The 26,588-nt window shown below is 69.8% G+C and carries 27 protein-coding genes and 1 riboswitch; of the genes, 10 read left to right on the top strand and 17 right to left on the bottom strand.

All coding sequences use genetic code 11. The features are described from left to right. Window positions 1–13 precede the first annotated feature (13 nt). Window positions 14–562, top strand: a complete 549-nt coding sequence (locus V6V89_RS10745) for an NADAR family protein (protein WP_334618887.1) — start codon at window positions 14–16, stop codon at window positions 560–562. Next, window positions 559–1,377: a TIGR02452 family protein gene (locus V6V89_RS10740; RefSeq protein WP_334618886.1), complete on the top strand. Its 819-nt coding sequence runs from the start codon at window positions 559–561 to the stop codon at window positions 1,375–1,377. Before V6V89_RS10745 ends, V6V89_RS10740 begins: the two co-directional genes overlap by 4 nt. 79 nt (window positions 1,378–1,456) lie before the next feature. Here V6V89_RS10740 and V6V89_RS10735 read toward each other — a convergent pair whose 3' ends face one another. Further along, entirely contained in the window at window positions 1,457–2,452 is a 996-nt protein-coding gene (locus V6V89_RS10735) for a DUF4034 domain-containing protein (protein ID WP_334618885.1), read from the bottom strand. 107 nt (window positions 2,453–2,559) lie between these two features. Here V6V89_RS10735 and V6V89_RS10730 point away from each other — a divergent pair, with 107 nt between their 5' ends. Further along, a complete protein-coding gene (locus V6V89_RS10730) occupies window positions 2,560–5,067 on the top strand; it encodes an ABC transporter permease (protein ID WP_334618884.1) in 2,508 nt (835 codons plus the stop codon). Between the two features lie 23 nt (window positions 5,068–5,090). On the opposite strand, the gene V6V89_RS10725 is transcribed toward V6V89_RS10730, so the two are convergent. From V6V89_RS10725 to V6V89_RS10710, 4 genes are all read right to left on the bottom strand, one after another. Then, window positions 5,091–6,134, bottom strand: a complete 1,044-nt coding sequence (locus V6V89_RS10725) for a LacI family DNA-binding transcriptional regulator (protein WP_334618883.1) — start codon at window positions 6,132–6,134, stop codon at window positions 5,091–5,093. Window positions 6,135–6,158: 24 nt separating this feature from the next. Then, window positions 6,159–6,515, bottom strand: a complete 357-nt coding sequence (locus tag V6V89_RS10720) for an MmcQ/YjbR family DNA-binding protein (RefSeq protein WP_334618882.1) — start codon at window positions 6,513–6,515, stop codon at window positions 6,159–6,161. Between the two features lie 105 nt (window positions 6,516–6,620). Continuing rightward, window positions 6,621–7,862, bottom strand: a complete 1,242-nt coding sequence (locus tag V6V89_RS10715) for an alpha/beta fold hydrolase (protein ID WP_334618881.1) — start codon at window positions 7,860–7,862, stop codon at window positions 6,621–6,623. 112 nt (window positions 7,863–7,974) lie between these two features. Further along, window positions 7,975–8,796, bottom strand: coding sequence for an alpha/beta fold hydrolase (locus V6V89_RS10710; RefSeq protein WP_334618880.1), 822 nt, complete (start codon window positions 8,794–8,796; stop codon window positions 7,975–7,977). A gap of 63 nt (window positions 8,797–8,859) precedes the next feature. Between V6V89_RS10710 and V6V89_RS10705 the strand changes: the two genes are divergently transcribed. Together V6V89_RS10705 and V6V89_RS10700 are read left to right on the top strand one after the other, a co-directional pair. Beyond that, the gene (locus V6V89_RS10705; RefSeq protein WP_334618879.1) at window positions 8,860–9,621 is read left to right on the top strand and encodes a TetR/AcrR family transcriptional regulator; all 762 of its coding nucleotides are present in this window, start codon (window positions 8,860–8,862) and stop codon (window positions 9,619–9,621) included. 128 nt (window positions 9,622–9,749) lie between these two features. Next, window positions 9,750–10,019, top strand: a complete 270-nt coding sequence (locus V6V89_RS10700; protein WP_334618878.1) for a PspC domain-containing protein — start codon at window positions 9,750–9,752, stop codon at window positions 10,017–10,019. A 260-nt stretch (window positions 10,020–10,279) separates the two neighbouring features. On the opposite strand, the gene V6V89_RS10695 is transcribed toward V6V89_RS10700, so the two are convergent. Further along, window positions 10,280–10,522 (bottom strand): MmyB family transcriptional regulator, encoded by a 243-nt coding sequence (locus V6V89_RS10695; protein ID WP_334618877.1) that lies wholly within the window; start codon window positions 10,520–10,522, stop codon window positions 10,280–10,282. Between V6V89_RS10695 and V6V89_RS10690 the strand changes: the two genes are divergently transcribed. After that, window positions 10,458–11,057: an FAD-dependent oxidoreductase gene (locus V6V89_RS10690; RefSeq protein ID WP_334618876.1), complete on the top strand. Its 600-nt coding sequence runs from the start codon at window positions 10,458–10,460 to the stop codon at window positions 11,055–11,057. The genes V6V89_RS10695 and V6V89_RS10690 overlap by 65 nt on opposite strands. A gap of 76 nt (window positions 11,058–11,133) precedes the next feature. Here the strand turns inward: V6V89_RS10690 and V6V89_RS10685 are convergent, their stop codons facing one another. Both V6V89_RS10685 and V6V89_RS10680 read right to left on the bottom strand, forming a co-directional pair. Then, the gene (locus tag V6V89_RS10685) at window positions 11,134–11,403 is read right to left on the bottom strand and encodes a hypothetical protein (protein WP_334618875.1); all 270 of its coding nucleotides are present in this window, start codon (window positions 11,401–11,403) and stop codon (window positions 11,134–11,136) included. A gap of 143 nt (window positions 11,404–11,546) precedes the next feature. Further along, window positions 11,547–12,080, bottom strand: coding sequence for a dihydrofolate reductase family protein (locus tag V6V89_RS10680; protein WP_334618873.1), 534 nt, complete (start codon window positions 12,078–12,080; stop codon window positions 11,547–11,549). A 108-nt stretch (window positions 12,081–12,188) separates the two neighbouring features. Here V6V89_RS10680 and V6V89_RS10675 point away from each other — a divergent pair, with 108 nt between their 5' ends. Beyond that, window positions 12,189–12,812 carry a TetR/AcrR family transcriptional regulator gene (locus tag V6V89_RS10675; protein WP_334618872.1) on the top strand — a complete coding sequence of 208 codons (624 nt, stop codon included), beginning with the start codon at window positions 12,189–12,191 and terminating at the stop codon, window positions 12,810–12,812. A gap of 300 nt (window positions 12,813–13,112) precedes the next feature. Next, a complete protein-coding gene (locus V6V89_RS10670; protein WP_334618871.1) occupies window positions 13,113–13,604 on the top strand; it encodes a DUF1842 domain-containing protein in 492 nt (163 codons plus the stop codon). Between the two features lie 25 nt (window positions 13,605–13,629). On the opposite strand, the gene V6V89_RS10665 is transcribed toward V6V89_RS10670, so the two are convergent. The 4 genes from V6V89_RS10665 to V6V89_RS10650 are packed head-to-tail and all read right to left on the bottom strand — an operon-like array spanning window position 13,630 to window position 16,242. Then, complete coding sequence (locus tag V6V89_RS10665) at window positions 13,630–14,394, bottom strand: energy-coupling factor ABC transporter ATP-binding protein (protein ID WP_334618870.1); 765 nt, start codon at window positions 14,392–14,394, stop codon at window positions 13,630–13,632. Continuing rightward, window positions 14,391–15,152 carry a cobalt ECF transporter T component CbiQ gene (gene cbiQ / locus V6V89_RS10660; protein ID WP_334618869.1) on the bottom strand — a complete coding sequence of 254 codons (762 nt, stop codon included), beginning with the start codon at window positions 15,150–15,152 and terminating at the stop codon, window positions 14,391–14,393. Before cbiQ ends, V6V89_RS10665 begins: the two co-directional genes overlap by 4 nt. Then, window positions 15,152–15,529: a PDGLE domain-containing protein gene (locus V6V89_RS10655; protein ID WP_334618868.1), complete on the bottom strand. Its 378-nt coding sequence runs from the start codon at window positions 15,527–15,529 to the stop codon at window positions 15,152–15,154. Before V6V89_RS10655 ends, cbiQ begins: the two co-directional genes overlap by 1 nt. Next, complete coding sequence (locus tag V6V89_RS10650) at window positions 15,526–16,242, bottom strand: energy-coupling factor ABC transporter permease (protein WP_334618867.1); 717 nt, start codon at window positions 16,240–16,242, stop codon at window positions 15,526–15,528. Before V6V89_RS10650 ends, V6V89_RS10655 begins: the two co-directional genes overlap by 4 nt. A gap of 277 nt (window positions 16,243–16,519) precedes the next feature. Between V6V89_RS10650 and V6V89_RS10645 the strand changes: the two genes are divergently transcribed. Then, window positions 16,520–19,840 (top strand): AfsR/SARP family transcriptional regulator, encoded by a 3,321-nt coding sequence (locus tag V6V89_RS10645; RefSeq protein ID WP_334618866.1) that lies wholly within the window; start codon window positions 16,520–16,522, stop codon window positions 19,838–19,840. Between the two features lie 5 nt (window positions 19,841–19,845). Here V6V89_RS10645 and V6V89_RS10640 read toward each other — a convergent pair whose 3' ends face one another. The 4 genes from V6V89_RS10640 to V6V89_RS10625 all read right to left on the bottom strand — a co-directional run bounded on the left by V6V89_RS10640 (window position 19,846) and on the right by V6V89_RS10625 (window position 25,210). Further along, window positions 19,846–21,192, bottom strand: a complete 1,347-nt coding sequence (locus tag V6V89_RS10640) for a serine hydrolase domain-containing protein (RefSeq protein ID WP_334618865.1) — start codon at window positions 21,190–21,192, stop codon at window positions 19,846–19,848. A 69-nt stretch (window positions 21,193–21,261) separates the two neighbouring features. Beyond that, window positions 21,262–22,260, bottom strand: a complete 999-nt coding sequence (locus tag V6V89_RS10635; protein ID WP_442935110.1) for a ribonucleotide-diphosphate reductase subunit beta — start codon at window positions 22,258–22,260, stop codon at window positions 21,262–21,264. After that, window positions 22,257–24,605, bottom strand: a complete 2,349-nt coding sequence (locus V6V89_RS10630; RefSeq protein ID WP_334618864.1) for a ribonucleoside-diphosphate reductase subunit alpha — start codon at window positions 24,603–24,605, stop codon at window positions 22,257–22,259. The genes V6V89_RS10635 and V6V89_RS10630 overlap by 4 nt, the downstream gene beginning before the upstream one ends. A gap of 122 nt (window positions 24,606–24,727) precedes the next feature. Beyond that, window positions 24,728–24,943: riboswitch (cobalamin riboswitch) on the bottom strand. A 72-nt stretch (window positions 24,944–25,015) separates the two neighbouring features. Further along, window positions 25,016–25,210: a response regulator transcription factor gene (locus V6V89_RS10625; protein WP_442935114.1), complete on the bottom strand. Its 195-nt coding sequence runs from the start codon at window positions 25,208–25,210 to the stop codon at window positions 25,016–25,018. 209 nt (window positions 25,211–25,419) lie between these two features. Here V6V89_RS10625 and V6V89_RS10620 point away from each other — a divergent pair, with 209 nt between their 5' ends. Next, on the top strand, window positions 25,420–25,542 hold the full coding sequence (locus V6V89_RS10620; RefSeq protein ID WP_334618862.1) for a hypothetical protein: 123 nt from the start codon (window positions 25,420–25,422) through the stop codon (window positions 25,540–25,542). A gap of 292 nt (window positions 25,543–25,834) precedes the next feature. Here V6V89_RS10620 and V6V89_RS10615 read toward each other — a convergent pair whose 3' ends face one another. Beyond that, on the bottom strand, window positions 25,835–26,563 hold the full coding sequence (locus tag V6V89_RS10615) for a YcnI family copper-binding membrane protein (RefSeq protein WP_334618861.1): 729 nt from the start codon (window positions 26,561–26,563) through the stop codon (window positions 25,835–25,837). Window positions 26,564–26,588 lie beyond the last annotated feature (25 nt).

The raw sequence follows: 26,588 nt of genomic DNA, 5'->3' as shown, positions 1-26,588 counted from the left end.
CGACGGGAGCGCGATGACACCGCAACAGCGTCTTGTCGACCTGTGCGCCGCCCAGCTGGCCAGGCGGCCGCTCAAGATCATGCCGTTCTGGGGACACAAGCCCACGCCCAGCGGCGCGATCGGCGCTGGGTGCCTGAGCCAGTGGTGGCCGGCGGCGTTCACGGTCGACGGGCTGGCCTATCCGACCGCGGAGCACTGGATGATGGCCGGCAAGGCCCGCCTGTTCGCCGACGACGACGGCGTGGCCGCTGTCCTCGCGGCCAAGAGCCCGGGCGCGGCGAAAGCCGCCGGCCGCAAGGTCCGCGGCTTCGACGAGCAGCGCTGGACCGACGCGCGCTACGACCTGGTCGTGGCCGGCAACCTGGCCAAGTTCGGCCAGCACCCCAACTTGCGCGAGTTCCTCGTCGCGACCGGCGACCGCGTCCTGGTGGAGGCCAGCCCGTACGACCGGATCTGGGGCATCGGGATGGCACCCACCCACCCCGACGTGCAACGTCCATCCGCCTGGCGCGGACTGAACCTGCTCGGTTTCGCGCTCATGGACGTGCGGGAGCGGCTTTGAACAGCGCGGCCGCCAGGCAGCGGCTGCGGGCCGTCGCCGCCGAGACCATGACGATCATTCACGAGGGCGGCTACCGTGCCCCGGGCGGAGCCTGGGTCGACATTCGCGACGCCGTCCACCAGGCCGTCGCGGACACCCGCCTGCACCTGCCGGACGAGGCGCTGACCGCCAGCGGCGTACCCCGGAAAGCGCCGCGGGTCGAGGTCACCAACGAAACCACCCTCGCGGCGGCCCGGCGGCTCGGCCCCGACACCGCCGCGCTGGTCTTCGCCTCCGCCCGCAACCCGGGCGGCGGCTTCCTCACCGGCGCTCGTGCCCAGGAGGAGGACATCGCCCGAGCATCCGCCCTGCACCCCTGCCTCGAAACCGTTCCCGACTTCTACCACCACCATCGGCGCCATTCCGACCTGCGCTACAGCGACCGGATCATCTACTCACCCGGCGTTCCCGTGTTCCGCGACGATCACGGCGCCCTGCTCGACCAGCCCTACCGGACCGCGCTGATCACCGCCGCCGCGCCCAACCTGCGGGCCGTGGCCCAGAACCAGCCTGAGCTGGTCGACACCATTCCCGCCGCGATAGGTCACCGCGCCGCTCGGGTGCTCAAGGTCGCCGCGGCGTACGGACACCGTCGCCTCGTCCTCGGGGCGTGGGGCTGCGGCGTCTTCGGCAACGACCCCACGGTGGTGGCGCGGGCCTTCGGCGACGCGCTGCGCCGTGTCGGACCCTTCGACCACGTCGTGTTCGCGGTCCTGGACCGCGCCCCCGGAACGCCCACCCACGAGGCGTTCATCCGGGCCTGGGAGATCCGTTAGCGGGCGACCTTGGTGCGGTTCATCGGGAAGTAACGGTTGCTCGAGCCGTGCCGTTGCGGGATCCGCTACGGCCGCGTGCCTACTGCTGTTCGATCCACGTGTAGAGGGTCTGGCGGTTCAGCAGGAAGAAGTCCAGCGGCTGTTCGGTGTTGTAGTAGTCCCACGGGTGCTCGGTGATGTAGTCGTCGCCGATTTCCTTGTAGAGCCGGTACGCCGCCTGGTACTGGTCGGCCCGGTGCAGCACGAACGCGAACGAGTTGTGCAGACGCGGCCAGCCCGGGCGACGCTGGTAAGCCGGATGGAAGACCGAACGTTCGGCGGCGGCCAGCAACTCGGCGCCCACCTCGGGCTGCTCCAGGTAGCCGGCGGCGGCGCCAGTCCGACCCAGGTCCAGGTACTTCTCGATGTGCGCCTCGGCGATCGCACCGTGCAGCGGGCTGCCGGGCGGCGCGTTGTGCGAGGTGTGCCGCGCGAACGCGAACATCTGGTCGTGGCTGCCATGCCACTTCTCGCACAGGTACTGCAGCATCGCGCCGTGCGCCCACTTGTGCTGTGGATGGCGCTTGAGCACCTCGGTGAAGCGCCGCCCCTGCTCGGTGAGGTCGACCTGGCGGCCTATCCCGGAGTTGAGCAGAAACGCTCGTGCGGTCGTGTCGTAGGGGTCGCGTTCGGCCACCTCGTGGAGGCAGTTGTCGGCGAAGACGACGCGATTGAAGAACAGCTCGAGCTGCGCCTGCGGGGTACGGTCGGCGTAGTCCGCGCCGCGCGCCTCCCAGGCCCAGTAGACCGCGTGCACGCCCTGCACCAGCCGGGGAAGCGTCGACTGTGGCTCGGCCTCCACCCACTGCCGGATCCAGTCCTGGACGCCGGGCACGTCGGCGCAGATGGACAGATAGAACGCGTGGTCGTCACGATCGGTGATCGAGGAGAGGAAGTCGCGGGCCGTCGGCCAGTCCCGCCGCTCCATCGCCGCCCGCAGGAAACGTGCGGCCTGATCACCCTGACAGCTGTCGATCGCCGGCCCGGTGGGCGGTGGCGGTGGCGTCGGTTCGTTCTTCCTCCGGAACAGTCCCACGGCGAAGCACTGTACCCGGCAGTGATCGACCCGGTAGTGCTAGGTATACCCCGAAGACTCCACCGTCCGCGAATGCCCTGGGCCGCGTCGTCCGAGAGGCTGGCAACATGACTCGCGCCGCTCTGCGCAATGTGTTCGCGCACAAGGCCCGCCTGCTGATGACCCTGCTCGCCGTCACGCTCGGTGTCGCATTCGTCTCCGGCACCATGGTCTTCGCCAACAGCATCACCAGCGCGTACGCCGATGGTTCCCGGAAGAGCTTCGAGCATCTCGACGTCCGGATCCGGCCCGTTGCCGGCTTCGGCGAGCCCGGCTCCGGCCGGCTGCTCGACCTGGAACTGCTCGACCGGGCCCGCGGCCTGTCCGGAGTGGGCGCGGCCACGGGTATCGTCGCCGGGTTCGCCGCGCTCGCCGGCCCTGACGGCGCATTGGTCGGCGAGGGCTGGTCGACCCAGGGGGCCAACTACCCGGAGCATGGCGGCGCCCGCTACCCGATCGCCACTGGTCGGGAGCCGCGCGCCGAGGGCGAGATCGCTATCGACCACCGGACCGCCGAACGCACCGGCTACGGGGTCGGCGACAGCGTGCGCATGTCAGTCGGTGGACCGGTCATCGAGCAGAGAGTCAGCGGCATCTTCGCCACCGACGACGGGAACGTCGCCGCCGGCGGCACTCTCACCCTCTTCGACACCGCCACCGCCCAGAATCTCTTCGCGAGGCCCGGCCAGTACAACCAGATCGACCTCAAGGCCGCACCCGGCACGTCCCCGGAACTGCTGCGGCAACAGGCAGAGACGGTACTGCCAAACGGAACCGAGGCGGTCACCGCCGCCGAGCTCTCCGCCGAACAGGCGGACGTCAACGCCGGGAGCGTCCGGATGCTCGCCCAGGTGCTGCTCGCCTGCGCCGGTATAGCGCTGTTCGTCGCCGCCTTTCTGATCGTCAACACGTTCACCATGATGGTCGCCCAGCGCACCAAGGAGTTGGCACTGCTGCGCGCGGTCGGTGCCAGCCGCCGGCAGGTGACTCTCTCGGTACTGGCAGAGGCGGCCACGGTCGGCCTGGTCGCCTCCACGGCCGGTCTGGCCATCGGCATCGGCGTCGGCGCCGGGGTGCGCGCCGTCCTGTCCACGATGGACAGCACGCTTCCCGACGGCCCGCTGGTCGTCGGCGCCGCCACCGTCGTCGCCGCCCTGGCCATCGGTGTCGGCGTCACCGTCCTCGCGGCGTGGGTGCCGGCCCGGCACGCCGCGAGAATCCCACCGGTCGCCGCGATGAGCAGTGTGTACGCGCCGGCCACCTCCCGCAGTCTGGTCGTACGCAACGCCATCGGCTCGGTACTGGCCATCAGCGGATTCGTCCTGGTCGTCACCGCCACGACGATGGTCGACGGCAAGGCCTGGCTCGGCCTGGGCGCCATGCTCCTGCTGACCGGCGTCTTCGTCCTCACTCCGCTGCTGTCCCGACCCGTGATCGCCGCCGCGGGCCCGGTGTTGCGCCGGTTCGGCGTCTCCGGAACGCTCGCCGGCCAGAACGCCCTCCGCAACCCGCGCCGCACCGCCGCGACCGCGTCCGCGCTGACCATCGGCCTTACCCTGATAACCGGCCTGACCGTCATCGGCGCCAGCGCGTACCGGACCACGGACGCCCTCACCACCGCCAACCTGCGCGCCGACTACGTCGTCAGCATGGCCAACGCCGGCCCTCTGGCGGCGGACACGGAGCGGAAACTGAGCGGGTTGGACGCCGTGGTGGCGTCCTCGCCGAGGCGCGAGGTCCAGGCCCGCGTCGAAGGTACGAACCAGACCGTGGTCGGCCTCAAGGCCGAAGACGTCGACGAGCTGCTCGACCTGGGCTTCGTCGCAGGCGCCTTCACCGCGGGGCAGACCGCCATCGTCGATGCGCCCACCGCCACCGCCGAGGGTTGGGGCCTGGGCGACAGCGTCGAGGTCACGTGGCCGGACGGCGTCCGCAGCCACCTGACGATCACCGGGCTCTACGACAGCAGCTTCGACGACGGAGTGAAGACCGACATCTCCACAATGGACCCGCATCTGGACCGGGTCGCCGACACGACGGTCTTCGTGAAGACCGAAGGCGGCGCGAGTGAGGCGACCAAGCAGGCCCTCCAGCAGGCACTGGGTAACAGTCCGGCGATCCGGATTCAGGACAGGCGGGATCTGGTCGACGACATCACCGGCACGGTGGGCATCGTCCTGAATCTCCTGTACGGGATGCTCGCGATCGCCGTCGTCATCGCGGTGCTCGGCGTGGTCAACACCCTCGCGATGTCGGTACACGAACGCGCGCGGGAGATCGGCATGCTGCGTGCGATCGGCCTGGATCGCTCCGCCGTCAAGAGGATGATCCGGCTGGAGTCCATCGTCATATCGCTGTTTGGCGGGCTGCTCGGTGTCGGGCTCGGGGTGTTCTTCGGCTGGGCGGTCGGTGAGCTGGTCACCGTCCTGGGCATCACCACCTGGACGCTCGTGCTGCCCTGGGGCCGCCTGACGCTCACCCTCGCGGCGGCCGCGCTGGTCGGCGTGATCGCCGCGCTCTGGCCGGCCCGGCGGGCCGCGAAACTCGACGTACTGGGAGCCATCCAGGCCGAGTGACGCGGCCGGCAGGCATCGCCAGCTCAATCATGGGCAGGTGGAGCGGTGCTGCCCCGCACCATGAGCGTGGTGGGCAACTCGACCCGGATCTGGCTTGGTGCGTCGCCGGCGGCGAACGCCAGGACCAGCCGGGCGGCCGCGGCGCCCATCTCGTCGAAAGGCTGTCGCACGGTCGTCAAGGGCGGACCGCACCAGTGGGTGCAATCCAGATCGTCGAATCCGACCACGCTCAGGTCGTCGGGGACGAACAGACGGGCCAGGCGGGCCGCCTCGTAGACGCCGAGGGCCTGAAGATCGTTACCACAGATGATCGCGGTCGGCGGGTCCGCCAGGCCGAGCAGCTCCTGCCCGAACGCGAGGCCATCCTCGAAGTAGAAACCGCCGCTGCGGACCAAACGCTCGTCCACCGGCACGCCCGCGGCGTCCATCGCCGCGCGACAGGCTTCCAGCCGAGCGCGAGCGATCAATGAACTGACCGGCCCGCCGATGAACGCGATGCGTCGGTGGCCCAGCTCCAGCAGATGACGAGCGGCCGCGATCCCGCCGTTCCAGTTCGCCGCGCCCACCGACGGAACGGCGTCGGGTGGCATTCCGTACGGGTCGAGCGCCACCATCGGGATGCCGCTGGCCGCGAGCAGCGCGTACTCCTCAGGCGTGAAGTACGAGTGCGCCGCGATGACGCCGACCGGACGCCGTCTCAGAAGCTGCTCGGCCCACGGGCGCTCGGTCGACGCTCGCATCGACACGTCGGTGAAGCCCACCGCGAGCTCCTGCTGGCGGACGACGCTCTCCACGCCGCGCATGATCGAGACGGCCAGGTGGCTTTCCAGCCTGAAGAACACGACCTCCACGCTCGCCGCCGGGGCCACCGCGTTCGGCCTGCGGTAGCCGTGCTTGCGAAGCAGCGCCTCCACCTGCCGTCGGGTCTCCGACGCCACGCCGGAGCGGCCGTTGAGCACTCGCGACACCGTCGGTTTCGAGACCCCGGCGAGACGGGCGATCGCGGCCATCGTCGGTTCGCCCCGGCGCTTGCCGCTCCGACTGCCAACCGGGTGCTTCCCCGTCACGGCGGCAGTGTATGCCAGGCAGGATCAGGACGACAGCAGCCCCTGCGGGGCGCGCATGCGCCAGGCGTCGGTGACGAGCTCCTCGAGGCGTGCGATGTCGACCCGCTCCAGCCGGAGCATGACCAGGGGCAGGCCGTCGTAGGCGGGCGTGGTGAAGAAGAGGTCGGGCTCGCCGAGCAGCAGCGCCTGCTTCTCGGCCTCGTCACCGACGTACAGCACGGCGATGTCGGTGCGGATGACGCGACGCTGGCCGGGATTGCGCTCCGGATAGGACCAGACGAATCCCTTGTCTCCGACCCGGAAGTCGAAGCCGTCGCTGTCGATCTCGACCACATGGGGGAGGGCGAGCGCCAGACGCCGGACGTCGTTCGCGTCAGCCACCGATCACACCTTCAGCCATGGCAACAGGATAGGACGTGGCCGACGCCGCGACCGCGCGTCCCTCAAGCCGTTCCAAACGACTTGAGGGACGCGTTGATCATTGTGTCAGGCGGGTATGCAGCCGTTGGCGTCCTTGAGGTGCGCCTTGGTGATCAGATTGTCGTCAAGCCAGTTGTGCACGAAGTTGAACGAGTCAAGCCCCTTGTGATGCATGGTGACCGAGTGGCCGGTGTTGTCGACCGAGAACGCGATCAGGCAGGCTTTTGGCCCGTAGTACGGCACCTCCCGGGCCTTGATGGCCGCGGCGGTGTCGCAGCTCAGACCGGGGGTGGCCGCATCGCACTGCAGCGTGTCGAACTCACCGACGGAGAGCGCGACGGGGACCGTGATGCTGGCGGTGACATTCGATGTGCGCACCGCCCCGAGTGTCTGGCGCTCGCTCAGTGTGCCCGTCATCTTGGTCGATTCGTCATGCGCGATCACGGCGCTGTCCGCACCCGCGGCGTGGTAGAAGTTCGGCCCCCGGGTGCCCGGCTTGGTCGTCAGGTATCCGCTGGGATAGCCCTTGGGGGCGAGGACAGGATCGCTGCTGGCGGGGTGCAGTGAGTTGCCGAGATAGGTGACCGCGGGGAGGTAGCCCTGATGCAGCCAGGCCGAGAACACCAGGTAGTCGGGCACACCCGTCTTGTCGGTGACGGTTCCGGCCAGGTACTGGAGGATGCCGGCGCCCAGCGAGTGGCCGACGCCGACCACGATGGGGAAGGCCCGTCCGCCGATCGCGCCTGCGCGCAGCTTGCGGACGATCTGCTCGATGACGTACGCCTGGTTGTAGACGGTCAGCTTGTCCGCGGGCGGTCGGCTGCTTTGCCCAACTCCCATCCGGTCGATGTTGAATGTCGAGTATCCATGTTGCGTCGCGGAATACACCCACGAGTATGAATATGGCGCGTATGGGCTATTGAAGTAACTTCGGTCGTATGTCAGCCCAGAGATCATCAACATGACGGCCCGGCCGCCGCGCAGCGCGTCCGGCTCGAGGCACAGCTGGCCGGCCATGGTGTATGGAGTGGGATCGCTGGCGGACAGAGTCACCGCAACGGTGTGCTGCGAGCAGGTCGTGTGTGGCGGGGCCGGGTCGGCGGCGAACGCGGCCTGCTGGTCGATTGCAACGACCGTCGTCGTTATCAGTGCCGCCGTCACCAGCGCTCGCGATATCCTTGCCAAGTGTCTCATGTGGCCACCCGTGGTCTCTATATCATGGAAGTAAAGCCAGTTGATTACTGGCTTGTTGAATCTACCGATGTGAAATAGTCCACTGTGGTCATCCAATGTGGTGGGAAGCGACACCCTTTCGAGAGGGGCGCGTGATCTCCGGCCAGCGGACACGGTCCGAATCGCCATCAATGAATGTCCCGATGGGCGACGCGGCGTCGGTCAGTCCGGATGTCCCGGCCGCCGGTCAGACCTTCAGCCAGCGGATCAGGAGAGGGAGCACGTTTTTCGCCTGCATCGCGCTCATGTGGTCGGCGTCCGGGATGAGCTCGACGGTCCAGCCTCGCTCGACCAGCTCGTCGCGGTTTTCCCGCAACCCGTCGGCGATGGGCACGTAGGCGTTGTCCCACTTCGGGCCGTAGGTGATGTTGTCGTTGGCGCCGGCGAAGGCCAGCCGCGGGATGCTGAGCCGCTCCAGCGCGGCGCGCTCGTCGAAGCCCTGGAGTGATTCGTAGAGGGTCACGTACTGCTGGGTCTGGTCGGGAGTCTGGGTGAACTCGACCGAGTCCCAGTCGCCCGGCACCATCTCGGTGGCGGGCTCGGGCTGCTTGTCCAGGTTGGCAAGGGCCATGCGGTGCGCGGTGTTGGTGACGGCCAGCATCGGCCCATAAGGGCCGCCCAAGGGCGGGAAACCACCCATGGCCAACGCGGTGAGCCGGTCCGTACGGATCGCGAGCTGGAGGCCGGCGAGAGCGAGCCAGGAGTACCCGTAGTAGGCGAACCGGTCGACGCCGGCCGCGTCGGCGACGGCGAGCAGGTCGGCCGCGACCGTGTCGGCGTTGAGGGTGCGGGGCCTTGGGTGCTGGTTGAGGTGGCCCTCGTAGTGGGCGGCGATCACCCGGAATCCGGCGCCGGCGAGGCCGGTCGCGAGGGTGTGGCCGAGGCCGGGGTCGGCGCCCCAGGCGCGCATCTGCTCGGCGGCCTCGCCGTCGATCACGGTCGTGCTGACAGGCAGCAGGACCGCTGGTCCGTCGCCCAGTGTCGTCACGGGCAGGGGTGCCGTGGTCATGTCTGGTTCCTCCATTAACTCTATGCACTGCAAGAAGTAAAAACACTATACACTGCAAGGACTATGGCGGTTGAACCGAACCGGGACGTGAACGCGCACGTCCGACGACTCTGGCGGCACCGCGGCACCACCGTGCCCACCCCGCGCCGCGGCCCACGGCAGCAGCTCGACCTCGACGAGATCCTTCAGACCGGCATCGCTATCGCGGATGCCGAGGGGCTTGCGGCGGTGTCCACCCGGGCGATCGCGGCGAGGTTCGACAAGAGCAGCATGGTCATCTACCCGTACGTCGGGACCAAGGAGAACCTGCTCGCCCTGATGCAGGACCACGCCTCGGCCATGCCCTCCTGGGACGACCCGGGGGCGAGCCTCGCCGACGCGCTCCACGCCTGGGCAGAGGCGCTGTTCGATGTCTACCTGGCCCATCCGTGGCTGACGGACCGGCCGTGGTCGCAGGCCAGCCAAGGACCGAACGAGCAGGACTGGCTCGAACGGCTTCTGCGCATCCTCGACGCGTGGGCCGTCCCGCCCAGCGCCCGCCCGTCGACCGTCACGATGCTGTACGCCACGGTCCGCGCGACCGCCGGCACCGCCGCCGCGTACCAGCGGATGAACCAGCAGGGTATGGCCGAGTGGCGCGAGCGCGCCGAGGCGACCATGAAGCTGATCCCTGACCTGTGCCAGCGGTACCCGATGTCGACCCGCCTCGAACCTGTCACCCCGCGCTGGCAGGACGCCCCCCGCGCTGGCCTTGCCGGCGCCGTCGAGCTCCTCGCGGCGGCACTCGGCTCAGCCGGTGCGGCGGCTGGCCCTCGGCTTGGCTGAGCGCGCTGGTCCCGTAGGAGATTGGATCGCCGGAGATCGGGGATGGGCCAGGGCGCGTCCCCGATGCCGGCGCCGGCTGGCGGGGCGACGCTAGAAGGGTCACAGCGACCGCTAGCAACGGAAAGATCATGGAGACCGTGCACGACTCGTTCCGGACCCAAGGACTCGTCCGGCCGCGGCGGGGGCGCGTCCTCGGCGGCGTCTGCGCCGGGCTGGGGCAGCGCTTCGGCATCGACCCGTGGCCGGCCCGCCTGCTGTTCGTGTTGATCCTGATGACGATCCCCGGCAGTCAGATCCTGCTCTACCCGATCCTCTGGATCCTCATGCCGTCCGAGGCCGAGTCGACCGCGCCCGTCGCGCCCCCGACCTCGCCCATCCCGCCAGCGCCCGCCATCTGACCCAGACGTGTAAAGCGAGGCCCGGGACATGTCCAATCCCCGGGCCTCGCTGCGCCACCGCGTGCGGAGTTTTCCGCATGGTCCAGAGTCCTGCTCGGGGATCGCGTCCCCGAGCGGCCGACGCCCGCCGACACCGGACTGGTCGTCGGGCAGGCGCTGGGTAGCGACCACTCGATCCTCGGACCGCGCACGTGGCGGTGCTGCCCCGATCGCAGGAGCCCGCTTCACGCGTCGCTTGCCGCCGATCCAGGGGAGGGGCGTTAGCTGGCAACCAGGTGGAGGGGGCGGTGCGGGTGGCTGGTGAGGCGGTCGAGCGCGGCCGAGGTCGCCGGGTCGGCGGGCAGGTGGACGATCAGGCGCTGGTCGTCGTCGGCGGCGAGGTCGAGTATCTCGTACGCGAGCCGAAGCATGCCCGCCTCGGGGTGGGCGAGGCGCGTGATGCTGCCCGGGTTCCTGCCGGAGGTGCGCGACGACCTGCACCGCCAACTCGGCGAACGCGACATCCAGCTGCGGCTCGGTACGGGACTGACGGCAGCTCCGGCGACCGAGGCCGGCCGGACCGCGACCTTCACGGTCACCACCACGGACGGCGCCGAGATCACCGCCGACATCTGGTTCCGCGCGCACGGCGTGAGGGCCAACAGCGACTACCTCGCCGATGGCCGGCTCACGACCCGCACCGCGCAGGGACAGGTCCGCGTCACCGAGACGCTCACCGTTCACGGGCACGAGCATGTGTACGCCCTCGGCGACATCACGGACATCGCGGAGACCAAGATGGCCGCGCATGCCATGCAGCACGCCGAGGTCGTGGTGCGGAACATCACGGCCCAGCTGCGCGGGGAGCGGCCGACGGCCACCTACGAACCGTCGTCGACCCCCATGGTGCTGCTGCCACTCGGACCGCGCGGCGGCGTCGGACAGTTCCCCACGCCCGAGGGGCCGATCGCCGTCCCGGCGGCGACGGTCTCCGAGTACAAGGGTGCGGACATGTTCACCGCCCGCTTCATCGAGCAGTTCGGCCCTACCGCCGCCTGAGATAAGGAGGCGGCGTAAGGCGGGCGGTGGCTGGAGGCGCTCCAGCGCGATACGCGGAAATCGGCCGGAGTGCCGGTCAGTGACCGTGCACGATGGCCGCGGCGACCTGATGGATCCGCGCCGTGTCCGGCTGGAACGCCGTGGCGATGTCCGGGTGCAGGCCGGCGTGGGTCTCGCCGATCAGTCGGGCGGCCACCTCGTCGATTCCCTCGCCGTGATAGTCGGCGGACACGACCTCGGTGGCCCGTTGCAGGGCCGAGCTGAGCTGCTCCTCCAACGGCTCGCGCAGCTTCTCCGGCACGGGGTCGAGGTCGGGCTGGTTGAGCGTGACATGCGGTTCCGCCATGCGATCGGGGTACCCGTTTGGACTGTGCCGTCAAACCGTCGACCGGCCCGCCCCGCCGGCGGTGCCGGGCTCGTCGCCGTCACCGCCATCGAAGTCGTCTTGGTCGATGGACCGCATCACGTCGTCGTCCTCGCGCCGGCAGGTCAGGAGTCGGCGCGCTCGTAGATCAGGTGCAGGACGCCGGTGCTGAAGGTTTTCGAGTCGATCAGGCGCAGCGGCACCTGCTCGCCGTCGTCGAAGAGCCGCTTGCCGGAGCCGACCACGATCGGGTGTAGCAGCAGGTGCAGCTCGTCGATGAGTCCTTCGCGCAGCAGCGAGACGACGAGCGTGCCGCTGCCGGTGGTGCTGATCGTGCCGCCGGGCTCCTCCTTCAGGCGGGTCAGTTCCTTGACGACGTCGCCACTGATGAGTGTGGAGTTCTGCCAGTCGGCCGAGGTCAGCGTCTGGGACACGACGTACTTCGGGGTGCTGTTCATGTGTTCCGCGAAGTCGTCGGTCGAGTTCGGCCAGTACTCCGCGAACCCCTCGTAGGTCCGGCGGCCCAGCAGCATGGCCTCGCCCATCATGGCCTGGACGGCGCCGCCCATCTCGTCGTTGAAGTACGGAAAGTGCCACGTCTCGGGGGCCTCCACGACGCCGTCGAGCGAGATGAAGAACCCAGCCACGATCTTTCGCATTGTCTTTCCTCCCGTTGAGCCAAGCTCCATATCGGAACTAGACGGTACAGTACCCAGACGGGTACTAGTCCGTCTAGTACTCTGCGGAAATACGCAAAGAGGAGAGACATGGAGACGAGTACGCAAGGGCGTTCGGCCCGGGCCCGGCAGGCGATCCTGGACGCGGCCACCGCGGTGTTCCTGGAAAAGGGCTACAAGGGCACCAGCATGGACGAGGTCGCGGCCGTGGCAGCGGTGTCCAAGCAGACGGTGTACAAGAACTTCACCGACAAGCGATCGCTGTTCACCGAGATCATCCATCGTGGCCTGGATCGCATCGACGACCTGTTCCGCGACGTGACCGGCTCCCTCGCCGTCACCGAGGATCTGGAGCGGGATCTCATCGCCCTCGCCCGGCAGTTCGTGGCCAACCTGACCCAGCCGCGCCTGCTGCAGTTGCGCCGCCTGGTCATCGCCGAGGCCGACCGCTTTCCCGAACTCGGGCGCTCCTACTACGAACGCGGCCCGGAGCACGTCCACGCCCTACTGGCGGCGGCCTTTTCCGCCCTCGCCGACCGCAAGCTCCTGGTCCTCGACGACCCGATTCTCGCGGCCAACCACTTCACATGGCTGATCACCTCCATCCCGGTCAACCGGGTGATGTTCTGCGGCTCGGGTGAGTCCTTCACCCAAGCCGAGCTGGACCGGTTCGCGGACGAGGCGGTGCGCGTCTTCCTCGCCGCCTACCGCTGACCGGCGCCCACACAGAGCCGGCACCGTCTCGTCCCAGCCGGTGCCGACAGCGGCTCGCAGAATCGCGGCGATGCCCACTATGGACTCTCGCGCGCACCTCGATGTCCTGGGACCGCTGCGGTTCATGTCCGGACCGTAGCCGCGGCCGCCGTACCACGCTGCGGCGGATGTCGGAGCGGAACTCCTGTTCTCTCGTGGCGCCCGGAGCTGGTCTCCCAAACTGATGGACGACGCCGGTTCCGGCCCTCGCCGCGGAACGCGTGGCCGTGCACCGGACCCACCTCAGAACGGAGTATCACCATGAGCACATCGGCGACCAGGGCGAAGGGCAAGGCGCCGTCCGCCACCCCGAAGACCGAGGCCCGGTCGGGCCTGTTCATCGGCAGCTGGGAGATCGGCTCCAGGCTGATCGGGGCACCGCTGCTGACGGTGCACCTCACCTTCGACGCGCCGAGCGGTGCCGTCAGCGGGATCGGTCAGCTGGCCCAGCCCACCTCGCCCCCGATGCATCAGAGCAGCCGGCTGGACGGCGACTACACATACCTGACGGTGATGCCAAACACCAGCCACATCCTGATCACTCTGACCGGGTACCCGGTGCTGTGGTGGCCGTCCAACGGCGGGGTCGGGCCGGTCCTGATGCCGAATCTGCGGCTGCGGATGGTGCTGGAGGCCGACTGGCAGAGCGGCACCGCGAACTTCGAGTACCTCGATGCGGACGGCACCTGGCAGCGGGTCGAGTCGGCCCAGGCCCAGATGCTCTCCAACGTCGACGTCGCCGGTCAGCTTTGACACCGAACGCGTGACTCCGAAGGGGTCAGATGCCGAGCTGCGCGGCCGCGAGGCGCGGGTCGAAGCCGAACGGCAGCTCCAGCCGGTGCCGGCGCAGCAGGTCGGTGTCGGCGAGTAGGTCGACGGTGTCGCCGTCGGCGACGATCCGTCCGGCGTCCAGGATGACCGCGCGTGTGCACAGCTCCAAGGCGTAGGGCAGATCGTGAGTGACCATTAGCAGGGTGACCGGCAGGTCGCGCAGGATCTCGGACAGCTCGCGCCGGGCGGCGGGGTCGAGGTTGGAGGACGGCTCGTCGAGGACGAGGATCTCCGGCCGCATCGCCAGTACGGTGGCGACCGCGACCCGCCGCCGCTGCCCGAACGACAGGTGGTGCGGTGTCTGGCCGCGGTGCTCGGACATCTTCACCGCGGCCAGCGCCTCGTCGACGCGCTGTTGCAGCTCGTCGCCGCGCATGCCGAGGTTGGCCGGGCCGAAGGCGACGTCTTCGGCGACGGTCGGCATGAACAGCTGGTCGTCGGGGTCTTGGAAGACGATGCCGACCCGGCGGCGGATCTCCATCAGCCGGGCGCGGTCAGCGGGGTCGACGGCCAGCCCGCCGACCGCCACCTCGCCGGCGCCGCCGTGCAGGATGCCGTTGAGGTGCAGCACGAGGGTGGTCTTGCCCGCGCCGTTGGGGCCGAGCAGGGCCACCCGCTCGCCGGCCGCGACCCGCAGGTCGACGCCGTGCAGCGCGGCGGAGCCGTCGGGGTAGCTGTAGTGCACGCCGCGCAGGTCGAGGGACAGGGTCATCGCAGTATCGCCGCCACGCCGATGCACGCCGCCGCGGCCGGCAGCGCGGCGGAGGCCACCCACTGGGCGGTCGTGGCGCCGCCGCCCTCCGGCGCCGGCAGCCGGCCGGAGTAGCCGCGCGACAGCATCGCCAGGTAGACCCGCTCGCCGCGTTCGAAGGCTCGCAGGAACAGCGCGCCGACGCTGACCGCGAACGCCTTGACCTGCCACAGGAACCGCGGGTCGTAACCGCGGGAGAGCCGGGCGATGCGCATGCGCCGGGCGTCTTCGGCGAGGATGTCCATGTACCTCAGCATGAACGTCGCGATCTGGGTGAACACGCGCGGGCAGCGCAGCCGGTCCAGACCCAGGAGTAGGTCGCGGGCGGTGGTGGTCGCGGCCAGCAGCAGCGAGGCCAGCACCCCGAGGGTGCCCTTGGCGAAGATGTTCCACGCCCCGTACAGGCCGTCGATCGACAGCGACATGCCCAGCCAGGTGACCCGCTCGCCGTGCCCGGCGAACGGCAGCGCGACCGCCAGCAGTACGAACGGCAGCTCGATGGTGGCTCGCTTCGCGAGCCAGCCCGCCGGCACGCGGGCGAGCGCGGTCACGACCACGATGAGCAAGGCATAGCCGGCGAACGCGACAAATTCGTCGCGCGGTGTCATCACCACGATGATCGTGTACAGCAGGACGGCGACGATCTTCACCTGTGGCGGCAGCCGGTGCACCAGGCTGTCGTGGGCCAGGTGCAGCGGATGCGCGTGACCAGCACCCATCAGTCGTTCCCGGTGCCCGTCCCGCTCTCCGTCCGGTCCTGGCCCCGGCGGCGGACCAGCCAGAACACGCCGGCCCCGAGGCCGAACGTGATCAGCACCCCGAGCGCGCCGGACAGCCCGGTCGACAGGTACTCGTTGTCGATGCCCTTGATCCCGTAGTCGGCTAGCGGGCTGTCGCCCAGCTGGTGGTCTTCTTCCTCCTGCGCCATGCACGTGCCGCCGGTGATCTCGCCTTCGGCGTTGGTGGTGCACCCCTCGCGGGCGGTGTGGTCGAGCCCGTCGGGGCTGGAGGAGGCGAAGTTACTGACCACGCCGGCCAGCAGCAGCGCCACGAGAAGCCCGGCTCCGAGGAACAGCCACGTCCGTCGCTTGGTCATGAGGCACTCCTCATCGCCGGCGTCACGCCCGCGGCCGGGCGGGCCTGCTTGCGGAATCGGCGCAGGGCGTACACCAGGTCGGGGCGGACGCGCGCGACCGTCGCCACCGTGGTGGCTGTGATCAGGCCTTCGCCGATGCCGATCAGCGTGTGCACGCCGGCCATCGTGCCGATGATCGTCGGCAGCGACAGGTCCGTGGTGCCGCCCAGCCAGTACTGCAACACGAAGCCCTGCGAGGCGATCACGACACCGATCACCGAGGCGACGAAGCCGGTGACCGCCAGCCCGGTCGCGGTCTTCGGCAGCACCCGCAGCAGGCCCGCGACCAGCAGATATCCGGCAGCGGTGCCGAGGATCGCCATGTTGGTGATGTTGAGACCGAGCGCCGTCAGCCCGCCGTCGGCGAACAGCAGGCACTGGATGATCAGCACCGTCGACACGCACAGCGCACCGACCCACGGCCCGACCAGTATCACGGCGAGAGTGCCGCCCAGAAGGTGCCCGGACACGCCCGGCAGCACCTGGAAGTTGAGCATCTGCACCGCGAATATGAACGCCGCCACCAGCCCGGCCATCGGCGCCAACCGGTCGTCGAGATCGGCCCGGCCGCGCGCCACGCAGATCGCCAGCGCGATCACGGCGATCAGCGCGAACACCGCCGACACCTGCGCGTTCACGATGCCGTTGGCGATGTGCATCGCCACTGTCTCCATGATCCCCTCCCGGGACGTCGCCGAGCGTCATCAGCGCGCCGCGGACCAGCATATTGGGTGACATGGGCAGCTGCATAGAGGTGGCAAGAGTGGTCGGGCACGCAGCGCGGTGGCGGCTCGCTGATGGTCCGTCCGGATACGTCGCATCACCCGCGGCGAGGGGCTGGGGCCGCAATCTGTCGTCTGAAAGGACGGTGAAAGCGCCGGCGTCTAGCGTCGTGGCGCTGGTTGATCCGATGAGGGGAAGAAAGTGAGCTCACAACGAGCCGGTTGTCTCGTGGCGGCTCCGATCGTCGGGCAGCCGGACGAGCGGACCAAGGCGATCCCGCTGACCGAGGCGTGTGGTGCGTCGACGACAGATCAGGTGCAGTTTTGTAGTGGTATGCCACACTCCATCGTGATCGCCAATGACAGGGGGGTGTTGGCGTCGCGAGGGGGAGTCGAGTTCGGCGTACTCGGACCGCTACGGGCCGTGGTCGACGGGCAGCCGGTGCCCGTGCCGGCCGTCAAGCACCGGGCGCTGCTCGGTGCGCTGCTGCTGCGCGCCAACCAGGTCGTGCCGGTCGCCGACCTGCTGGAGTACGTGTGGGCTGAGGCGTCACCTGCCGGCGCGCGCGGTGCCTTGCACACCTACGTGCATCGGCTCCGTCGCGCGTTCGGCCGGCCCGACCTGATCGTCACCCACGGCGATGGGTATGCGATCAACGTGCCTCCGGTGGCGCTCGACCTGCACGAGTTCCGGGCCCTGCTGGAGCAGGCCGACAAGGCGGCGCTCGACGCCGACCCGGTGGCGGAGTCCGGGTGCCTGCGCGCCGCGCTCGCGCTCTGGCGGGGTCGAGTCCTCGCCGACGTGCCGTCCGACGCGCTGCGTGGGCCCGCACAGGCGCTGGAAGAGGAGCGTCTGCGGGTCATCGAGCGCTGCGTGGCGGCGGAACTCGCGGGTGGCAGGCACGCCGACCTGATCTCGGAGCTGCGCGGCCTGGTCGCGGAGCATCCGCTGCGGGAGCGGTTCTGGCAGCAGCTCGTCCTCGCCCTCTCCCGCAGCGGGCGCCAGGCCGACGCGCTGGAGGCGTACCGGGCCATCGACCGGAAGCTGCGGCACGAGCTGGGTATCGAGCCCGGCACGGAGCTGCGCGCGCTGCACCAGGCGGTGCTGACCGGCCAGGTGGAGCCGGTGCCGTCGGCCGGCCGGCCGACGCCGCGTCCCGCCGGACGGTGGAACGCGCTGTGCACACTGCCGCTCGACCTCCGCATGTACGTGGGGCGGGCGGACGTGATCGCGAGGGCGGAGCGCGAGCTGAACCCCCGTGACGCCAGCTTGGTGCCGATGATGGCCATCTGGGGACCGCCGGGTGCCGGCAAGACCGCGTTGGCCGTGCGGATCGCTCATCACCTTCGCGACCGGTTCCCGGATGGCCAGTGGTACGTGCGACTGGCCGGCGCGGGCGGCCTCGGCCGCGACCCGATGGACGTGCTCGCCGAGCTGCTGCAGGTCTCCGGTCTCGACGCGGCTGCGCTTCCCGACCTCCTGGAAGCTCGCGCGGCGCTCCTGCGGTCCCGCCTCGCGGGTCGCCGCGTGCTGCTGCTCCTGGACGATGCCGCCGACGCGGCGCAGGTCCGGCCACTGCTACCCGGTACGGCCGGACCCGTGGTGCTCGTGACCAGCAGGGCGGACCTGCGCGGCCTCGCCGCCCTGCACGACGTCCGGATGGTGACGCTCGACGTGCTGCCCCCGCAGGACGCGCACACGCTGCTCGCGGAGCTCGTCCCCGACGTGGCGAGCGAGTCACCGGACCTGATGGCCGAGCTGGCGCGGCTGTGCGGCTACCTGCCGCTGGCGCTGCGGCTGGCCGCCGCGAACCTCATCCGGCGGCCACGCGCCGACGTGGCGGACTACGTGCGGCAGATGCGGGCCGGGGACCGGCTGCGCTACCTGGCCGTCGCGGGCGATCCGCAGGCGGCGGTACGCGCCACGTTCGCGCTCTCGTACGAGGCGCTGCCGCCGCCGGTCCAGCGCCTGTTCCGCCTGCTCGGCGTGGTACCGGGCGGGGACTTCACCCGGGAAACGGTGGCGGCGCTGCTCGGGGTCGCGCCGCCGGAGGCCGAGGACCTGCTGGACCATCTGGCCGCGCGGAGCCTCGTACAGCAGCACCGCGCCGGGCGGCACCAGCTGCACGACCTGTTGCGGATGTACGCGGCTGAGCGGGCCGCGGCCGAGGAGCCCGACGCCGAACGGCTGGCCGCGCTAGGCCGGCTCTTCGACCACTACCTGCGGGCGGTGGACGCGGCCGGCGCGACCCTGTATCCGGACCTGGTCCGGCTCAGCCGGCCGGTGCCCGACGCGGCCACCGGGATACGCTTCCGGACCGCCGCCGACGCGCTGTCCTACCTGGACACCGAAGCGCAGAACCTGGCAGCGGTCATCGCGGCCGCCGAGGACACGTTACCGGCGTACGCGTGGCACCTGGCGGACGCGCTGCGCGGCTACTTCCACTCGCATAGCACCACCGAGCAGTGGCGGGCCGCGGTCAGCGCCGGGCTCGGAGCGGCCGACCGCGCCGGCCACCTGCCTGCGCAGGCTGCCATGCACCTGAGCCTGGGCACCCTGTTCTGGCACCTGTCCCGGTACCCGGAGGCGCTCGACGAGATGGAGCAGGCCCGGATCGCGAGCCACACCGCCGGGCTGCCCGCCATCGAGGGCGCCGCACTGAGCAACCTGGGTGTGGTTCGCCTGGAGCTGGGGCACCTTGCCAAGGCCGCCGAACTCTTCCGCGAGGTTCTGGCCCTGCCCAGCGCCAGCGGCCAGGAGTTCGTCACGGCGAACGCCCTCGTGAACCTCGGCGGCACCTACCTGGAGATGGGTGACATGGCGGCGGCCGAGGACGCCAGCGCGCGGGCGCGTGATCTCTGCGACCGCATCAACTCCCCGCACTCCGGCGCCGTCGCCCGCGCCAACCTCGGCCAGGTGTACCGGGTGCTGTACCGGCTGGAAGAGGCCGCCACGCTGCTCGGCGAGGCCAAGGCCGCGTTCGACGACCTACGCTCCGCGGCGGACACCGCGGAGGCGATGGCGAACCTGGCGTCGGTGTACCGCGACGCCGGGCGCCTCGACGAGGCGCTGGCAACGGCGAACGCGGCGGTGGCCGAGGCGCGCGACCTCGACGTGCCGCGCGTCGCCGCGGAGACCCTGGTCGCGCGGGGCGGCGTGCACCTCGTCCGGGAGGAGTATTCGGCCGCCGCCGAGTCGTTCCGCGAGGCGTTGCGCCTGGTGGGCGACGGCGGCCAGCGTCGCAGCGCCACCAAGGCCCGCATCGGCCTGGCGCACACGAGCCGCCAGCTGGGCGACCCGGCCGCCGGCACGGTGTTCGCTCGGCAGGCTCTGGCCGACGCCCAGGAGTACGGTCTCGGGCTCCAGCACGGGGTCGCCCTTACCGCGCTGGCCTTCGCCGAGCTGGCCAGCGGCGACCTGGACGCCGCTGAGCGGCACGCGCGGGAGGCCGTCGAAGTCCACGAGGGCACCGGGTACGTGCTCGGCGGCCGCCATGCCCGGCAGGCGCTCGACGAGGTGGCACAGGCCCGGCGCCAGGTGCCGCGTTGATACCGCTACGGGATGGCGGCGGCGACGATGTTGGCGACAGCGGCGCGCATGGGGTCGGGGTTGGCCCAGCTCCAGTTCGGGTGGGCGCGGTTGGTCAGCAGGACCAGTACGAGCTTGCGGCGAGGTTCGACCAGCAGTGAGGTGCCGGTGAAGCCGGTGTGGCCGAAGGTGGCCGCGGCGGAGAGCCGGCCCATGAACCACGGCTGGCGCAGGGTGAGGCCGAGGCCGTGGTCCGAGGGGCGTCCTGGGCGGTCGGGGTCGATCGCCGGCAGGCCCTGGTTGTGGTTGGCGAGCATCTTCCGCACGGTCGCGGCGGTGAGCAGGCCCTTGCCACCGTTCAGGAGGGCCTGCCCGATCGCGGCGACGTCCTTGGCGGTGGCGAAGATGCCGGCACTGCCCGCGACGCCGCCCATCTGATTGGCGACGTCGTCGTGGACGACGCCGCGTAGCAGGCCGCGTGACGAGCGGGCGTCGGTAGCGACCAGTCGCTGGGCTTGATCGTGGGAGTTGAGCCAGGTGAGCGGTTTGAACCCGGTGTCGCGCAGGCCGAGTGGACCGGTGATGCCGTCCTTGAGCGCCTTGTCGAGGGATTGGCCGGTGACCTTCTCGACCAGCATGGCCGCGACCATGAGACCGACGCTGGAGTACCGGTACGCGTCACCAGGCGTGGCACCGCTGATCAGCGGCGTGGCCAGTACCGCCTTGCGTTTGGCGGCCAGGTTGGGCAGGCCGGCGACCTTGGCGCCGACGGGGAGGGCGCTGGTGTGTGTGAGCAGCATCTGGACGGTGACCTTGTCCTTGCCCGCGCCGCTGAAGTCGGGCAGGTAGCTGGCGACCGGTGCGGCCAGGTCCAGCCTGCCCTTCTCGACCTGCTGGAGAACGAGGATGGACGCGTACACCTTGGTGAGCGAGGCGAGGTCGAAGATGGAGTCCCGGTACATCGGCACCCGCTTGGCCTCGGACAGCTCGACCGGTCCGGCGCCGTAGCGCAGCGCGTGCCCGACCGCGATGTGACAGTCGACCCGTCCGTTGATCATGACGAGTGCCGTCGCGCCGGCGTAGGTGGGGTGTTTGGGGTTCTCTGGAGTGGGCTTGAGGAACCGGCGCAGCTCGGCGGCCAGTTTCGCCTCGTAGGCGGCGACGGGTCGGGGTTTGGCGGCTCCCGCGGACGGTGTCGCGGTGGCGGTGGGCGCGGGCTTGATCCCGGCGGCGCCGGCGCCGGAGGCCTCCGGGCCGGTGGAGGCGTCCAGGCCGTCCGTCCAGACCGGGGACGACTGGCTGGCGCAGCCGGCCAGGCCGGCCGCCACCGCGGCCAGCCCGGCGCTGATGACGCCACGACGCGAAATGGACACGGCGTGATCGTGCCATGGGGCACGAGGGCAGGAAAGAGAGGGTCGTACGACGGTCTCAGATCGGTCCGGTCAGAAGTCGTCGTCGAAGCTGACCGTGCCGCTCACCCCGACCTGGTACGCGGACACCCGCCGTTCGAAGAAGTTCGACAGTTCCTGCACGTCCTGCAGTTCCATGAACGCGAACGGGTTCTTGCTGCCGTACATCGGCTCGATGCCCAGCACGGCGAGCCGCCGGTCGGCGACGTGCTGCAGGTACTCGCGCATGTCGCCCAGCGACATGCCGGACACGCCCTGTTCGAGCAGATCGGCCGCGAACTGCACCTCGCACTCGACAGCCTCGGCGAGCATGTCCCTGACCTGCTGCTCCATCTCGGCGTCGAACAGGTCCGGCTCCTCCTGGCGCACGGTGTCCACCACGTCGAACGCGAATGCCATATGCATTGATTCGTCGCGGAACACCCAGTTGGTGCCGCTGGCGAGGCCGTGCAGCAGGCCACGGGAGCGCAGGTAGTAGACGTACGCGAAGGCGCCGTAGAAGAACAGGCCCTCGATGCAGGCGGCGAAGCAGATCAGGTTGAGCAGGAACGCCCGCCGGTCGTCCCGGGTCTTCAGCTCGCGCAGCTCGAAGATCGAGTCGATCCACTTGAAGCAGAACTCGGCCTTGCGGGCGATCGAGGGAATGTTCTCCACCGCGGCGAACGCCTCGAACCGCTCCTGCTCGTCCGGTACGTACGTGTCGAGCAGGTTCAGGTAGAACTGGACGTGTACCGCCTCTTCGAACAGCTGCCGCGACAGGTAGAGCCGTCCCTCGGGCGAGTTGACGTGCTGGTAGAGGTTGAGCACGAGGTTGTTGGCGACGATGGTGTCGCCGGTGGCGAAGAACGCGACCAGCCGGCTGACCAGGTGCTTCTCCGCGGGGGAGAGCTTCGACAGGTCGGCGAGGTCGGAGTGCAGGTCCACCTCCTCGACCGTCCAGGTGTTCTTGATGGCGTCCTTGAAGCGGTCGAAGAAGTGCGGATACCGCATGGGCCGCAGGGTCAGGTCCATGCCCGGGTCGAGCAGCATCATTGGCACGCCTCGCAGGTCTCGGGGTTCTCCAGGGAGCAGGCCACGTCGTCGGAGACGACTGAGACGTTGGAGCCGTCGGTGACTGCTGCTACCTGGGTGGTGATGGCGACGGTGGCCTGCTGGATCCGGGTCGCCGGTCGCGACCGCAGGTAATAGGTCGTCTTCAGTCCGGCTTTCCAGGCGTACAGGTACATCGATGAGAGCTTGCCGATGGTGGGCGCGCTCAGGAACAGGTTCAGCGACTGCGACTGGTCGATGTACGGCGCGCGGGCGGCGGCCAGGTCGATCAGGGAGCGCTGCGGCAGTTCCCAGGCGGTGCGGAACAGCTCGCGAACGTCGGCGGGCAGGTCCGCGATGCCTTGCACGGACCCCTCGGCCCGCTTGATCTGCTCGCGGATCGGCGCCGTCCACAGCCCGCGCGCCTTCAGCTCGCGTACCAGATAGGTGTTGATCTGAAGGAACTCGCCCGACATGGTCTCGCGCTTGAACAGGTTGGACACCTGCGGCTCGATGCACTCGTAGCAGCCGGCGATGGAGGCGATCGTGGCCGTCGGCGCGATCGCGACCACCAGCGAGTTGCGCAGGCCGGTCGCCGCGATCTTCGATCGCAGCGCCGCCCACCGATCGGTCTGCGACGGTTCGACGCCCCACAGGTCCGGGTGCAGCTCACCCTGGGCGGCGCGGGTTTCCGGGTACGCCGGATGCGTGCCGAACCGCTCGGCCAACTCGGCGGACGTCTCCAGCGCGGACAGGAAGATCTCCTCCTGTACCCGGGTGGACAGCTCCCGGGCGGCGTCCGCGTCGAACGGTAACCGGAGCGTGAAGAACGCGTCCTGCAGGCCCATCAGCCCGAGGCCAACCGGCCGCCACCGCGGGTTCGACGCCGCCGCCTGCGCGGACGGGTAGAAGTTGATGTCGATGACCCGGTCCAGGAAGAGGACCGCGGTGCGCACCGTCGCACGCAGCTTCTTCCAGTCGACTCCGTCGGCGGTGACGTGCGCGCCCAGGTTGATCGAGCCCAGGTTGCACACCGCCGTCTCGTCGTCGCCGTTGACCTCGAGGATCTCGGTGCACAGGTTCGACAGGTGGATGGTGTTGCCCGGGGCGCCGGTCTGGTTGGACAGCCGGTTCGACGCGTCCTTGAACGTCATCCACCCGTTGCCGGTCTGCGCCAGGGTGCGCATCATCCGCCCGTACAGGTCACGGGCCTTGACCGTCTTGACCGCCTTCTTCTCGGCCGCGCGGTAGGCCTCCTCGAACTCCTCGCCGTACAGGTCGGGCAGCTCCGGCGCGTCGCTCGGGTCGATCAGGGACCAGTCGGCGTCGGCCTCGACGCGGCGCATGAACTCGTCCGGGATCCAGTTGGCCAGGTTCAGGTTGTGCGTGCGGCGGGCGTCCTCGCCGGTGTTGTCGCGCAGTTCGAGGAACTCCTCGATGTCCGGGTGCCAGGGTTCGAGATAGACGCAGGCGGCGCCCTTGCGCCGGCCTCCCTGGTTGACCGCGGCCACGCCGGCGTCGAGGGTCTTGAGGAACGGCACGATGCCGTTGGACTTGCCGTTCGTGCCGCGGATCAGCGCGCCCCGGCCGCGGACGCGGGACCAGGAGATGCCGATGCCGCCGGAGAACTTCGACAGCTTCGCGACCTGGTGATAGCGCTCGTAGATCGAGTCGAGCTCGTCGCGCGGCGAGTCGACCAGGAAGCAGGACGACATCTGGGTGTGCCGGGTGCCCGAATTGAACAGCGTCGGCGAGCTGGGCAGGTAGGCCAGGCTGGACATCAGCCGGTAGAAGCCGATCGCCTCGGCCGGCGTCTCGGACAGGCCGCAGGCCACGCGCAGCAACCAGTACTGCGGCGTCTCCACCACCAGCCGGGACCGCGGATGGCGCAGCAGGTACCGGTCGGCGACCGTGCGCAGCCCGAAGTACTCGAACCGCAGGTCCGCGTCGGGATCGACGGCGTCGTCGAGCTTGCGCGCGTTGCGGGCCACGAACTCGGCGGTCTCGTCGCCGATCAGCCCCTGCTGGTGCGCGTGGCGGATCGACTGGCTGAAGCTCGCCACCCCCTGGCCGCGGACCTCCTTGTCCACGAACGCGGCCAGCAGCCGCGCCGCCAGCTTCGAGTACTGCGGCTCCTCACCGATCAGCTCGGCCGCCGTCTGGATCGACAGCCGGTCCAGTTCGGCCGTGGTGGCCCCGTCGTACAGCCCGCTGATGGTCTTGGTCGCGACCCGCAGCGGGTCAACCTCGGCCAGGTCGTCCACCCACCGCTCGACCGCTCTAACGATCTTGTTGACGTCTACCGGTTCGCTGTCGCCGTTGCGCTTGCGGACCCGCATGACTGTCATGTCCCCCTACCCTCCGCTTCTGCCGAGGTCGCCGGTGCGCAGGGGGACGCCCCACCGGCCCGTGGCGCGGACCGGCTGATGGCGTCGGCCGTCCCGCGCGGCCTTCGACCACCGCACGCCCGGTGGCGTGCGGTGCGCTGGCAGGTCTTCGGACTCGCGGGCATGACCACGGATGGTCATCTACTGGCCGTCGCTTCCCAGGCCGGCAAAGGCCCAGTGCTTGGTTGACGGCGGTCGTTCCCACTCACCGCTGCGGGGCAGTCCCGGACTCACACCGGGGTTCCCTCTTGCCTCGACCGTCCTGGCGGGACGGTCGAACCAGCTGCAGGCAACACCATATATGGGTGTCAGCTCAAAATCACAACACCAGATGGTGTGTCGGGTGTGTCGCTCGGCTCGGGAGCGCGCCGTCAGGCGGTTTCGACGACCCGGTTCTCCCAGGCCCAGGCGGCGATCTCGACGCGGTTGCGCAGACCGAGCTTCGTCTGGATGGTCGACACGTGGCTTTTGACCGTACTCAGGGAGATGAACAGTTCGGCGCCGATCTCCAGGTTGGTGCGGCCGCGTGCGATCTCCCGGACGACCTCCATTTCGCGGTCCGACAGCGACGGTAGCGTCCTGTCGGGTTCTCGTCCGGGCCTGGTCAGGTGGCGTAGTAGCCGTACGGTGATCGACGGGGCTCCTGACAGCTGACGGCCGGCGACTCTCCGACGCCGCCTTCAACCAGTGCCTCGACAACGCCCCGAAGACCGGCGCCACCGGCAGGTTCGGTGACACCGCGGTATGCCTCGGCGAACTCGGCCTCCACATCGACGTGGAACACCAGCCCAACCAGCGATTCTGGCCGTTCCAATGGATCGAACTGGGGCTGTATCTCGGGCTTGGCGCACTGCTCGCGGCGGTCGGTCTGTGGCGCATCCAGCGCCGGGTCAGCTAGGGCGACTGCTTTTGTGGTCGAGCGGCGACGAGACGCGGGCGCGTCGCACCGGCTGAAGATCCGTTTTCTCCCGGCGAGCGGCGGGTACAGGCAGGCGCATGAGTAGCAAACGGCATCCAGTCGATCGCGACACCGCCACCGATCAGCGCCGGTCCGGTGCCGACGGGGACGAGGGCCGCGACGAACAGCGCGCCCGAACGGCGGCGCCGGACACCGACGCCGCCGCGCCCTTCAGCGGAAACGAGGACAGGAACCGTGATCGACGGGACGAACCCGGCGACAGGTAACGCCGTCAGCTGGCCTGGGTGCCCGACCGCCGCCAGGCCAGCATCCCGAACGCCAGGCCAGCGAGGCCCGTGATCAGACCGGCTACGCCGGCCGCGGCGTACCAGCCGGAGGCGCCGTCGTCCGAGCTCGTGTCGGCCAGGTCGGCGTTCGCGTTCACGACCGCCGCGCCGGTACCGGCCGGCTGCGCGGCTGCCTTGGTCAGCTTGAGGATCGGCGCGGGGTGCTCCGGCTCCTCCTGCCCCGCCTGGGGCTCCTCGATCCAGCGCACGACCTCGCCGTTGGAGTACGTCTGGAGGGCCTTGAAGGTGATCCGGTCCACTTCGGGCAGCGGGCCGGCGGAGACCTCGAACTCCTGGAACTGACCCGGCTTGACCTCATTGCCAGGGGCCGCCGTCCAAGTGATCTTCGAGACCGCCTCGGTGACCTCGCTGTCGTGGACCTTCAACGGCGTCGCTAGCTTCGTGCGCTCGACCGTGGCGGTCCAGCCGGGTGTCGGCCGGGTCGAGACCGAGGCGATCGCCGTCTGCGTCGGGATCGTCACCTCGACCTTCACCGTCGAGGCGTTGTCGCGCTCGTTCGGCACCCGAAACGCCAGCTTCGCGTAGCCGCCCTGCGTCGCCTCCCGCGGGTTCACCGTCACGTGCGCGGACGCCGGGCCCACGCCAATGCCCAGGCCCGCCACGGCACCGGCCAGCACCGCGACCCCGAGCCCGGCTGCCATCCGTACGCGCATCTGCACTCCTTCACCAACCGCCGGG

This window comes from Micromonospora sp. CPCC 206061, assembly GCF_036906915.1.
GTDB lineage: Bacteria > Actinomycetota > Actinomycetes > Mycobacteriales > Micromonosporaceae > Phytohabitans.
The sequence above is the reverse complement of the archived record's forward strand: the minus strand, read 5'-3'. Positions and strand labels throughout refer to the sequence as shown.

Coding starts and splice junctions, on each gene's coding strand:
- V6V89_RS10745 (WP_334618887.1), top strand. CDS start 14: ATGACACCGCAACAGCGTCTTGTCGACCTGTGCGCCGCCCAGCTGGCC.
- V6V89_RS10730 (WP_334618884.1), top strand. CDS start 2,560: ATGACTCGCGCCGCTCTGCGCAATGTGTTCGCGCACAAGGCCCGCCTG.
- V6V89_RS10710 (WP_334618880.1), bottom strand. CDS start 8,796: ATGACCACGGCACCCCTGCCCGTGACGACACTGGGCGACGGACCAGCG.
- V6V89_RS10705 (WP_334618879.1), top strand. CDS start 8,860: ATGGCGGTTGAACCGAACCGGGACGTGAACGCGCACGTCCGACGACTC.
- V6V89_RS10700 (WP_334618878.1), top strand. CDS start 9,750: ATGGAGACCGTGCACGACTCGTTCCGGACCCAAGGACTCGTCCGGCCG.
- V6V89_RS10690 (WP_334618876.1), top strand. CDS start 10,458: ATGCTGCCCGGGTTCCTGCCGGAGGTGCGCGACGACCTGCACCGCCAA.
- V6V89_RS10695 (WP_334618877.1), bottom strand. CDS start 10,522: ATGTCGCGTTCGCCGAGTTGGCGGTGCAGGTCGTCGCGCACCTCCGGC.
- V6V89_RS10685 (WP_334618875.1), bottom strand. CDS start 11,403: ATGGCGGAACCGCATGTCACGCTCAACCAGCCCGACCTCGACCCCGTG.
- V6V89_RS10680 (WP_334618873.1), bottom strand. CDS start 12,080: ATGCGAAAGATCGTGGCTGGGTTCTTCATCTCGCTCGACGGCGTCGTG.
- V6V89_RS10675 (WP_334618872.1), top strand. CDS start 12,189: ATGGAGACGAGTACGCAAGGGCGTTCGGCCCGGGCCCGGCAGGCGATC.
- V6V89_RS10670 (WP_334618871.1), top strand. CDS start 13,113: ATGAGCACATCGGCGACCAGGGCGAAGGGCAAGGCGCCGTCCGCCACC.
- V6V89_RS10665 (WP_334618870.1), bottom strand. CDS start 14,394: ATGACCCTGTCCCTCGACCTGCGCGGCGTGCACTACAGCTACCCCGAC.
- cbiQ (WP_334618869.1), bottom strand. CDS start 15,152: ATGGGTGCTGGTCACGCGCATCCGCTGCACCTGGCCCACGACAGCCTG.
- V6V89_RS10655 (WP_334618868.1), bottom strand. CDS start 15,529: ATGACCAAGCGACGGACGTGGCTGTTCCTCGGAGCCGGGCTTCTCGTG.
- V6V89_RS10650 (WP_334618867.1), bottom strand. CDS start 16,242: ATGGAGACAGTGGCGATGCACATCGCCAACGGCATCGTGAACGCGCAG.
- V6V89_RS10635 (WP_442935110.1), bottom strand. CDS start 22,260: ATGATGCTGCTCGACCCGGGCATGGACCTGACCCTGCGGCCCATGCGG.
- V6V89_RS10630 (WP_334618864.1), bottom strand. CDS start 24,605: ATGACAGTCATGCGGGTCCGCAAGCGCAACGGCGACAGCGAACCGGTA.
- V6V89_RS10615 (WP_334618861.1), bottom strand. CDS start 26,563: ATGCGCGTACGGATGGCAGCCGGGCTCGGGGTCGCGGTGCTGGCCGGT.